Here is an 11,518-nt window from a genome sequence, read left to right as displayed (position 1 = left end):
ACGCTATGAACGCCTGTCCTCTCACTTCGCGGCTTTTGTCGCCATCGCCGCGGCCCTCATCTGCTACCGCCGACTCGCCAAATGAGTCACCGTCTAACTGGCACCGACGCCGGCGGAAGGAAGCGCACATGCACGATGACCCTTATCCCGATGAACAGAACACCGATCTCATACTGGAGCGGCCCGACGGCGGCAACTACCAGTTCCTCGGCTTACAAGGCGCCAATCTGGTCGCCACCGATGCCGTCCTGGTAACCAAAGAGAATCTGGACATCACCATCAGCCAGCGCGGCATGATGTGCCTGCATGGCGAGTCCGGCGTCGGTAAGACGCTGGCGGTGAAAGCCGGATTGCGTCATCGGCTGAGTATCGAAACGCTACACATCGAGTTCCGCTCCCACCCCACCCCACGAGACATCCGCGGCAATCTGTTTCGTGCGCTGGGCTTCAGCGGAAACTCGCCCAAACACCCGCTGGAGTACGATCAGCTGCTCAAAGCGGCACTCGGGTAGCGCTTCCGCGTGTTGGTGTGCGACGAAGCCCAATGGATGTCCCATGAATGCTTCGAACTGTGGCGGCACCTGTGGGATGACCTCAACACCAACTTCGCGTTGATCTTCGTGGGGGGCGGCGATTGCTACCGGGTGCTGCGCCGCTACCCCATGCTGTCCTCCCGCGTGCTGATCTGGCAGGAATACACCCGGCTGTCGGCTGCTGAGGTGCCGCAGGTCATTCCGAGCTTCCATCCCCTTTGGGCCGGTACCGACCCGAACCTGATCACCTACGCCGACCAGCGGTGCGCCCACGGCAACTTCCGGGCGGAACAGACAATCCTGGAGGCCTTCGAGTGGACGCCGACACACCTGTCCACCATCATGGCCGTCGGCGACCGCAGTACCGCCGCAATCGGGCTGCGACTCAAGCGATCCGGCGGCCGCGTGACGCTTGCTCCGCAACGGCACCTACCGGAACACCTTCACAGCAGCCTGTCGGCCCTTCACACCCGGGGTAGCGACCTCGAACCGCATGAGACGCTGTTCCTCGCGGTCGCTCTACGCGCCCACCGGCATTCTCCATCCGACCTGCCGCCTGCCCCGTGGCACATCGTGGAAGCCCTCGCTGTCAAGGGAGCAGCCATGTCACCCTGCGGTCAGCCGGGTGACCAGGTCGCGCTTATCCCGCACCCGGACCTGCTGTACGCGCTCGGCCACAGCCAGCCTTCGCACCCACGATGTACCGGCATCCCAGCCACACCAGACGCTCCTGGCACCACCCGCGAGGAGACGACGGCATGATCCTTCGCACCGACCTGCTCGCAGCACCGCCCACGCCCAGCATCGGCCAAACCACCGGCCAGACCATCGACCAGATCACCAACTCAGCGGCCGCGCTCAACCTGCCTCCGGCCGCCACCCAGATGTTCCAGCACATTCTCGCCAAGCTCCCTGCCCCCTCCCCCCGAAACCGCAGCGCCACATCGGCGCCCAGCGGCGAGCCCGTGACGCCATCCAACGGCAACGCGCCGGTTGCTGACAGCCGGAACCTGACGATCGCCTGGTTGGCGGCCCGCAGCCCCTATACCCGCATCAACTGTCTGGCCACTCTCGCGTCGTGGATCGACTACGTCCGCATGCCGACCTACAACGACCTCGAAGTAGAAGGAGGATGGGTAGAAGGCTGGCTCGACCACTGCCTGCACGCCGCGAGAGACAACCGCGCGCAACCGGCCCTCGTTCTCGGCAACCATCTGCGCACGCTCCGATCGTGGTATAAGTTCCTGATCCAGCACGGCGCCTGGCACAGCGCTCCCACCGTGCGCGTACGCGCCCCTGTCCACCGACCGACGCCCCGCCAAGCCGCCCTTTCTCGAGCTGCCGGGGCGGTCATCGTCGAAATAGCACGCGCAGCGGCCGAGCTGCAGGCCACTGATGAAACGGCCTGGCGCGACTACACCATCGTGGCGGCGCAGTTCTACACTCCGGCGCCGGACGCCACCCTGGCCCACATCTCGTTCGCCGACGTGGTCGGCCTGCACACCGGCGGCACTGTCAGCGTGTGGACCGGTGAGATGTCCCCGGCCCGCACGCTCATCGATCTACCCGACACGGTAGCGCTCCCCCTGCGCACCTATCTCGGTGTGCGGGCCCACCGGGAAAACGCGCCGCCGTACACGCGTGCAGAGGCGCCAATGTTCTGCACCGTTCCTCCCCCCGGCGCTCCAACCTCCCCCGCCACACCACTGACCTCACAGCGCATCGGCCTGATCGTCAAGTCGCTTGCGGCACGGGGCGGACTACCCGGCCTCACCCGCCTGACCCTTGGACCTACCCCACCCACCCACCCAGCGGCCACACCCATCCCCATCCGCGTGCACCGCGAACCGGCCGATGCGACGAACCCTGCCGATCACATGCCTGTCGCCAGCGCGGACTCCTCCCATGCACACGAGGCGGATCTCAGAGCAGAAGGATGAACTCTGAAAACCCAGGGCGACGGTTCTCCCGCTACCCATGCCCGTCTCTGGCTGACAGTGACGGCGAACACGCTCCAGCTTCGGAGAGCAAGACTGTGGGCCGCAGTGGCGGCGGGAGTCGTCGCCACGGCCTCCCGGGTAGGTCCGGCCTCATCTGCACAGGCCACCGTAGGCACGGCGTGCGCCAGCGAGAACTGGTGCATCTACTTCGACGGACACTGGGCGAAGCAGCAGCCGGCAACTGGGCTTGGAGCCGCTGGGATTACGCGCCGGGTCAGGCAGCCCAAGGCATCTACAACAAGGGCGTCCCCGACGCCCTTGATCACATCTGGGCCAACTGGTACGAGGCAGATTCAGGCATTCATCGAAGTGCTTGCCTTGCTCGGGCAGGTAGCGGTCGTCCGAACTGGCTGGAGTTTCCAACTCATGCATTCGTTTACAGGGTCACTTGGCGACCCGGCCAGTCCTGCGGCGGATGGGGATGGCCCGAGCACTCCGGCGCTGTGGTGAACGTATTCGCCTAGGAACGTTCCTAGCTCGGATCATGTGGTCACGGTAGGTCTCCGACCACGTGCTCCGGTCGCGCCGCTGTCTATAGATGGGGGGCTGCGCTCGCCGAGGTGCCGATGCGGTCGAAGCGGTCGATGCGGTCGATGCGGGAGCGTTGCTACTGGGTGCGTCAGCAGCTCGCGAGCCCGGTGGGTGGCTGCTGAGCGCGCCAAGAATGCCAGTGTAGGCGCCAGCATCATTACCTCATACAACCTGCGTCAGGAAGTGTTTAACTATGTGTTGAAGATCACATAAAAGCACGGTGGCAATATCTTTCACACGAATTGACGCTGACGTACATTCTCTTCGTTTGTGTGATCTTCTGTGAAGGGTGTCGGGATGAAGCTGGGGCCGAAAGCTCTCTTTTCCATGCGCGGAATGCGCTTGCGGCGCCGCCCCCGGCGCATCGCTCGGCACTTGGTCGCCTTATTGGGGCTCATGGTCGCGATACCCCTGTCACTTGCTCCCCAGCAAGCCTCAGCAGCGTCCGCTCCACCTGCGAGTGCGTCAATAACTCCACCGACCGAGGTAACCGAAACGTTGGAGGCGCAAGCGCCAAGCGCTCATGCTCGCGCGATCGCGCGCGCCGCCGCAGCCGCGCAGGCGGGCATTCAGAAGCAGGCAGTCGAAGTTCCTCTTGAGACAACCTCCACCGCGCGGGTTTTCGCCAATCCCGACGGAAAGACCTTTACCGCCGAGCTCAGCTCTACTCCGGTTCGGGTACAGCGAGAGGGCAAATGGCAGGCGGTCGACCCCCGGCTGATCGAGCGGAACGGCCGGTTGACTCCACGAGCCGTAGCGGCCGATGTGACCTTATCGTCCGGAGGGATCGACCCCTTCGTAGTCATGCGCGGCGACAACGGTAAGTCTCTCGCCCTCCGCTGGCCGACAGCCCTGCACCGGCCTCGGATCGCTGGGAATACGGCGACTTACGCGGACGCTGCAGGAGCCGGTGCCGACCTCGTGGTGACAGTGCTCTCCACGGGTTTCCGGTATGACGTCGTGCTCCACACGCGCCCCAAGGGCCCGGTCGAGTTTCGCGTGGACGCCGAAACGCACGGACTGCACCTAAGTAAGTCCAAGAGCGGCGCCTTCCGCGTTGAAGACGACAACGGCGCCCTTTTTGCGAGTGTCGCCCCGCCGGTCGCCTATGACGCGAACCATAAGCCAGGGGGGGCGGGTGACAAGCAGTCTCATCTCAGCGATATCGTTCCGCTTCCGACAAAGCTCACGCGGCGGACGGAGAACACCACCCGGATCACCCTTCAGCCCAGCCGGACCTTCCTTGAGGATCCCAAGACGGTCTATCCGGTCATCATCGACCCGACGTTCACCATCCCCGCCGCCTCCGACATAACGGTCCGTTCCAACGGCACTAAGCCCAGCGACCCGGAAGTCGTGGCCGCGAGCCTGTATTTCGGAGCGGGCGACCCGTTCCGCGCCAACGTTTATCTGACCTTTGGCACTGGCGTCCTGGCCGGGGTTACGGTCTCGGACGCTCAGTTGAACATGTGGAATTCTCGGTCGACCGGGTGTGGTGTGACCGGCCGGTCGGTGACTGTCTCGCGGGTGATCGCGGGATGGGATCCGTCCACCATTACATGGGCGACACAGCCCCAGGTCTCCGCTCAAGACGCGGCTACGCTGGCGGACGGCCCAGGCCTGTGTAGCGACAGCGTGCCGAAGGCGTTGACCTGGCCGATCGCCCCGATCGTGCAAGCGTGGGCGGACGGTTCCGACAACCATGGCCTCCAGGTCACCGTGACAGTGCCGGCCACCGCGTCCTATTCACGTGTTTTCCACGCCAGCGAGATGACCGGCACCGATGCCAAGCCTCCTACCCTGGTGGTGACCTTCTCCGGTGGCACTACGCCGAAGCCCAGCGTGCTGGGGACCCGAGTCGATCCCAGCGGCGTCAAGGACGGTGTCGCGATCTCCCGGTCGTTGACCCCCTCGTTGCTCACCCGGGTCTCCGACCCGGCGGGGCGGCCGGTCGCCGCTGAAGTGCAACTCGAGCATGATCCCTCGGTGCCGTCGCAGGGTTCCGGGCTCATCTGGACAGCCACCTCCGCACCAGTCCCCTCAGCAGGTGAGATTGCGTTGGCCGTTCCGCAAGGCACTCTGTCGGACGGCTGGCTGACCCGATGGCGAGTCCGGGCATTGGCTGGCCAGGAGCAGTCGGAATGGAGCGACTGGCAACTTCTCAAGATCGATACAGATCCCGAACCCTGGCTCTCCGAAACCCAGGTCCAGCCAGTGACGAACGGGGACCCGCTCCCGGTGACGGCGACTCTCACCCCGACATTCTCGGGTCGGGTTTTCGACATCGGCGAACGTCTGGTGACGGCCGAGTTCGAGATCGAGCACGATCCCTCCGTGCCCGAACAAGGTCAAGGAACCATCTGGTCCGGGAAATCCACGGCGGTGGCATCCGGAACCGTGACCAACGTCCCCGTCGTTGCCTCGACATTGCGCGATGGCTGGCTTGTCCGCTGGCGGGCGCGGGCAGCAGCTGGCTCGGCAGCCTCGGACTGGAGCCAATGGCGGCAACTAAAGATCGACTTGGTGGATCCATCCGCCGGTTTCCGTGCCGTCGCCCCTTCCGAGGCGGTCGGTGATGCAATCGTCGTTTTCTCGCCCACTCCTCAGTTCAGCGTCAAGGTCACCGGACCTCAGGAGGGGCAGCTGACGGCGGAGTTCGAGGTGGAACACGATCCTTCGGAGCCCGGTCAAGGAACCGGCCAGATCTGGTCCGCCTCCGTCGCCAACCTGGCCTCGGGCGCGACGGCGGCTGCGGCCGTACCGGCCGACGTGCTGCAGAATGGATGGAAGATCCGCTGGCGTGTACGTGCCGGCTCGACCGTCACTGCCCCTGCCGTCTCGGACTGGGCGGCCTGGCAGGTTCTGCAGATCCGCCAGCCTGAACCGTCGGTCGGTGACCTGCAGCCCGTTCCCTCCAAGAAATTCGCCGATCACTGGGAGACGCCGTCTCTGAGTCCAGCTCTGCTCGCCGATGCGAGCGACCTGTCCGGGGGGCTGCTGCGAGTGGAGTTCGAGATCAACCACGACGAGACCGCACCCTCCCAGGGATCCGGGCGGATCTGGTCGGGCTTTGCCAATGACGTCCTCGCCGGGACGACTGGAGCCGTCTTCGTCCCTGAAGGACTGATCTCCGACGGATGGAGGGTTCAATGGCGCGCACGAGCTGTCAAAGCTGGAACGGCCTCGTCCTGGTCTTCCTGGGAACACCTCGCTGTCAATAGGGCGGCGACTTTGCCTGTGCAGCCGCCGACAGGCGTCACTGCCGGGGCCGGGAACCGTGCGGCTTCGGTGAGCTGGAGCCCGCCCGCCGCCGGCGACATCACCTCCTATCTGGTCGCCTCACAACCGGACGGACATGTCACGCGCGTGGCCCGCGATGTTCACGAGGCGGCAGTTGGAGGTCTACTCAACGGAAGGTCTTCCACCTTCACCGTAGCGGCACTCACCGCCGACGGAGCCTCCGTCTTTTCGCCGGCTTCCAATGCCGTGGTGCCTGCTGAACCCATTCGCCCCGGTATCCCGGCGATTACGGACGTTTACCCGAGGGACTCGGCCATGCGGGTGGCCTGGGCGGCGCCAGCGGGCGGAGCTCAGGGCCTGACCGGTTATGAATTGGTGATCGAGCCGGGCGGGACCGTGGTTGAGATTTCTTCCGACGAGTCAGAACGAATCCTGACCGGGCTGACCAACGGCATTCCATACAGCTTTGCCATTCGGGCCGTGAACGCCAACGGCGTGGGCGAGCTTTCGCCACCGAGCGAGCCGATCGCGCCCACCCCGGCCATCGTCCCGCTACGGCCTCTCGGAACCTTGGCCACCCCTTTGAATCAGCGCGTAGACCTGCAATGGGTTCCTCCCGCCGATGGCGGATCGCCGATCACTGGATACGAGGTCGAGGTCAACCCAGGCAATCGCCGCGTCGATGTGCCGGCCGATACCACAGTGATCGCCATCAATGACCTTGAGAATGGCACGGCCTACACCTTCGACATCTGGGCGAAGAACAAGGCTGGAATGAGCGCGGCTGCTCGTCTCGGCCCCGTAACGCCGGTGGCCGCTCGCGCGCCAGAGGCTCCGGCGGACCTGAGGGTCTCACCGCTGAGAGACGGGGTCGTTAGCCTCTCCTGGGCCCCTCCCTCCGATCCGGGCACTAGCCAGGTCATCGACTACGAGGTGGCAATATCCCCAGGAGGACGCACGATCACTGCTACCGACTGCGAGGGGCAGCCGGTCACCTGCACCCTTGCAATCGACGGGCTGGATCCGGCAACGGGCTACTCCTTCACTGTCCAGGCGGCCAACGCCACCGGTAGCGGCACGATCAGCCGTCCGGTCGGCCCAATCGAGCCGAAGCTCGTCGTCAAGCAGGCCCCCAAGCTCCTGACCCCGCAGTCGCTGGCTACGCTCCAAGAAGCCAGAGCAGACGGCATGTTTGTCTTCAAGACGCCGACCCAACAAGTCCTCGGCCTAGTCCAGGGCGACCTGATCAGCTTCGGCTCCATCGACAAGGTGAGGACGGGATACCTCGGTCGTGTCACCAAGGTGGAGAAGATGGGTGATTATCTAGGCATCTCGACCGAACGCGCATCGTTGGGGGATGCGGTCTCAGAGGGAAAGGTGGCGATGGATCTTTCGCTCACCTCCGGCGAAGACACCTCGCTGCTGGAAGCACGGCCGGGTATCGAGCTAAGGCAGCCGCTGCTCAAGGGTAAAACGCAGGGTGAGCTGGCTGCCCGGCAGGCCCGGGGGCTCCCTGAGATCGGCATTCGGGACGGTAACCTCGTCATCGAGATCTCGCAGGAGTTCGGTGGAGGCTCGGTAGGGCCGATCGGCAAGATCGAAGCGCAGGCCGAGGTGGGCCTCGATCCGAAACTGGAGTCGGATCCTAAGACCGGGGAGGTGAAGGCGAGCCTTGCCTTCACCAACAAGGAGGAACTGCGGGTCAAGGGGGGCGCCAGTGTCGAGTGGAAGAAGACGATCCGCCTCGGCAAGGTGACCGCAGCATGTGTCACCCTGCCCGTCGGCACCCTGCCCGTCACGATCTGCCCGGAATTCCGCGCGGGATTGGAAGTGGAAAGCTCCGGATCCGCGGGCATCAGTTTCGCCGTCGGCCACGAGTTTGAGGCGTCGATCGAATGCGTGGTCGGCGGCCCCAACGCGTACGGCTGCCAAGCCCCGGAGCCCTCCAAGACTGAGAACATGCTAGAGGCGCCGAACGCCTACGGCGATGGCTCAGTCCTCATCGCGGTACCGGTCCATCTGTCCTTCCTCATCTACGGTGTGGTCGGTCCGGCGCTGTCCGGCAGACCTTATGCCGAACTGAAGGTCGACACTACACAGGACCCATGGTGGGAGATCCGGATCGGGTTGCTGGCCGGTGTCGCGATCAACACCGGACCCCTCGTGCCAGGCGACGGCACACTCTGGGAGAAGGTCGACCTGGTCAAGGTCTTCTACACACCCTTTCATTCCGGCGGGCCCTTCTTCGGAATGAAAATTACTCCGCAGAAGGCCTCCACCCACGTTGGGGGCGTGATCGCGCTCAAGGCCGTGGCGGTGCGCTATCCGGACGCCGCACTCAACACACAATGGTCCGTCACCGACGCGTTCAACGCGGCGGGAAAGATCGACCAAACCGGCCAGTTCACCGCCGAACGCCCAGGAATCGCCACCGTCCAAGCCATCGCGCCTGCCGACGGTACGCACCCAGAGCTTAAGGCACAGGCGATCGTCTCGGTTGACAAGGTCCCCGGATCGCCGGAAGCCGTAGCGGTCAAACCGACCACACGAGGGCTTTTCGTCACCTGGCAGCCACCGAAGAAGAGTGGCGCTGGCAAGATCACGAAGTATCTCGTCGTGGCAACACCTGAGCTAAGGAGCCCGCTCCAACTGCCAGGCTCGGGCCGTCGCGCGGTCTACAGCGACGCGCAAGAGTTGCAGGCGTTCATAGGTGAACTGAACCCGGGAGAGCCCTACATCATCACGGTGCAGGCCATCAACGCCTTCGGTCCCAGCGAGCCATCCGCCGAGGTCTATGGCACCCCGACATACGTGAACTTCGGATTCCTGACCGGCCGCGATCTCGCGACCGACGCGAACGGAATCCCCGACACAGAGATGACGACCGGCGGGTCTAGCGTGGCCGCTTCGGCCGACGGCCGGTACATCTTCTTCAACACCACCGCGCGGAGTAACCTTGCGCCGAAGGAGATCTACGATCCGTCGAGCGACCTGGTCTACGCCATGCGCAAAGACCTCCTCACCGGGGAAATCGTGGTCGCCTCCAGAGGGAGGGATGGGAACACCCCGGTTCCAGCCGGGCACATCCACACCGCCAGCGGAGATGGCACCTCGGTCGCCTACAACATCACCGAAGGTTCCATGAATTTCCGCACGCAGATCCACAACATCGCGACACGCACCAGCAGGACCATCGAGAGCCAGGTCAGTGTCCATGCACTCACCACTGATGGGTCGCGGTCGTTGATCAGTCGAGCTGTCACCAGCGCCGAAGGCTTCGACATTCAGACCGCCTTGGAATCAGGCGGCAACCTTCAGGACGTCGACTTGTGCGAATCTGCCGGAGAAGACTGCACAGACCCAGACATGACAGACGACGGCAGCAAGATTGTCTACGCGAAGAGCGGCGACGAAACCGCAACAGAAAACGGCATTTATCTCTACGATGCCGAATCTTCATCCAGCACGAAGCTATTTCGCGACACCGAGCAGATCTTGTACAATCCCTTCATCGCCGATGGCGGCGGCTCGGTCGCGGTCATGTCACACGGCCTGGACGACGAGCCGACATTCCATGGCAAAGTCCTGGCTGTAGCACCACCGGATGCAACGTCGATCCTCCGCTCCCAGGTAGCCGTGGAAATGCCTCACGAAACGTCCAACCCTGACCGTTACCTCATTCTGTTAAATTACAACGGGGCCGCCATGGCCTACTACCAGGAAACGTTGGAAGGCACAGCCGGCGCTACTCACGTCTGGCGTGGTCATGGCGGCCCCGGCTACACGCTACCGAACGAGGCCTCCGACTCGATCACCGCGCCCGTCCTCACCCGAGGAGGCTCATCGATCTACGGATTGGTGAAGCAACGCAACTTCCAGCACATTCCCGGAGTTTTTTCCGTGGGGTGCGGTGCCCAAAACGGAAACGGATTTATCTGCCAGTGAGATCTCCACGCATTCCAGGGCTGGTCGGAGCGACCGCGCTGCTGCTCTGTCCAGTCTTGGCCGCCTGTGCACCCGAACCCCAGCAGCTACCAGCGGTCATGGCCTCCCCCAAGGACCGTAAGCACACCTTCGACATGTCGCTGCCGGCCTCCCCGCCTCCAACTCCGCACGCCTGGCCAAACGGGAGTCGCGGTCGACTTATACAGTCAGCGTTGTTGACCAGCTTCAAATCGCTCAAGCAACAACCCTTCCCGCTCATGGTGGCCCAGTTCGGCGACCCCCTGGTCACTCATCGAGGAGCGCTGCAGTTGGGCGCGCAAGCGACGGATAAGCCATCGTGCGACCTGTGGGCGAAAGGCCTGTGGAGTGGCACGACGCTCAGCCGGGCCGGGCGTACCGGCCTTATCGGCATGGCCAGCCTCCTCGATATTCGCGACGCCCCATTCATCGGAACGTATGCCGCGCAAGTCATAATCCACGCCCCCGAAAAGCTTCTCGATGAATTGACCCACGCGCCAGCCAGTGAATGCGCCACCATTACGATGAGCGATAACCAGAACGAGTGGCGCGTCCGATTGGAGCGCAGCCCGGTGCAGGTCCGAGGAGCCGGTGAAGTCGACGCCTACCGGCTAGTTGCCGAAAAGGGCGCGGAACCAACGATCTGGATGGCTCGTCTTCGACATGGACCATACGTCATGGAAGTCAGATTCGCCGACTCTGAAGTCAAAGAACAGACAGTCGCGGTGCCTGTGATGTTTCAGGACCTCCTCGACCATTCTTTCGCCAGACTTCGAAAAAAGCTGCCGTGAGCAGACCAGCCAGAGCGTGGCGTTGAGCCTTGGCTGCGGCGTGGGCCAGGGCGTGGAGCTGATGGTCGCTGGGCCGGTGGGCGCGATCGACGATGATCTGGGTGACGGCTCGGCCGCCATGGCCTGGTGGGAGTGCGGGTGAGGACGTCGAACTCGTCTCGCTGCACGTACCGCGGTAACGCCAGCATGCCGAGATGCCCGGCCGTTCGCCCGGTGGTAAGCGTGACCAGCCGCCACAACCCGCTCGACCTTCTCCAAACCGATCGATGGCGGACGACCGGGACGTGGCTCTTCGATCAGTCCATCCAGCCGCAGTCGCAGGAACCGGTGGCGCCACTTGGACACTGTGTCCGGGTGCACCCGCAACTGCTCGGCGATCTGCTTGTTGTCGGTGCCGTCCGCGCAGGCCAGCACGATCTTGGTGCACATCGCCAGGACTTGCGCGGAATCGGCCCGCCGA

The 11,518-nt window shown here is 64.0% G+C and carries 6 protein-coding genes and 1 pseudogene; 6 read left to right on the top strand and 1 reads right to left on the bottom strand.

Features of this window, described 5'->3' with window-relative positions:
• Positions 1–128 precede the first annotated feature (128 nt).
• From HNR30_RS45580 to HNR30_RS49820, 6 genes are all read left to right on the top strand, one after another.
• Positions 129–512: an ATP-binding protein gene (locus tag HNR30_RS45580; protein WP_181616476.1), complete on the top strand. Its 384-nt coding sequence runs from the start codon at positions 129–131 to the stop codon at positions 510–512.
• A gap of 9 nt (positions 513–521) precedes the next feature.
• Positions 522–1,295, top strand: a complete 774-nt coding sequence (locus HNR30_RS45575) for a TniB family NTP-binding protein (RefSeq protein WP_181616475.1) — start codon at positions 522–524, stop codon at positions 1,293–1,295.
• Positions 1,292–2,473 (top strand): site-specific integrase, encoded by a 1,182-nt coding sequence (locus HNR30_RS45570; protein ID WP_181616474.1) that lies wholly within the window; start codon positions 1,292–1,294, stop codon positions 2,471–2,473. The genes HNR30_RS45575 and HNR30_RS45570 overlap by 4 nt, the downstream gene beginning before the upstream one ends.
• Positions 2,474–3,562: 1,089 nt before the next feature.
• Positions 3,563–10,249 carry a fibronectin type III domain-containing protein gene (locus HNR30_RS45565; RefSeq protein ID WP_181616473.1) on the top strand — a complete coding sequence of 2,229 codons (6,687 nt, stop codon included), beginning with the start codon at positions 3,563–3,565 and terminating at the stop codon, positions 10,247–10,249.
• A gap of 212 nt (positions 10,250–10,461) precedes the next feature.
• Positions 10,462–11,058: a hypothetical protein gene (locus HNR30_RS48905; RefSeq protein WP_246380371.1), complete on the top strand. Its 597-nt coding sequence runs from the start codon at positions 10,462–10,464 to the stop codon at positions 11,056–11,058.
• 16 nt (positions 11,059–11,074) lie between these two features.
• Positions 11,075–11,200: a hypothetical protein gene (locus HNR30_RS49820; RefSeq protein WP_281390017.1), complete on the top strand. Its 126-nt coding sequence runs from the start codon at positions 11,075–11,077 to the stop codon at positions 11,198–11,200.
• Between the two features lie 182 nt (positions 11,201–11,382).
• Here HNR30_RS49820 and HNR30_RS48900 read toward each other — a convergent pair.
• Positions 11,383–11,487: pseudogene (locus HNR30_RS48900) on the bottom strand (helix-turn-helix domain-containing protein); the annotation flags it as partial.
• Between the last annotated feature and the right edge of the window lie 31 nt (positions 11,488–11,518).

The sequence above is a fragment of the Nonomuraea soli genome (assembly GCF_013761175.1).
Classification (GTDB): Bacteria; Actinomycetota; Actinomycetes; order Streptosporangiales; family Streptosporangiaceae; genus Nonomuraea; species Nonomuraea soli.
This window is presented reverse-complemented; position numbering and strand designations above follow the sequence as displayed.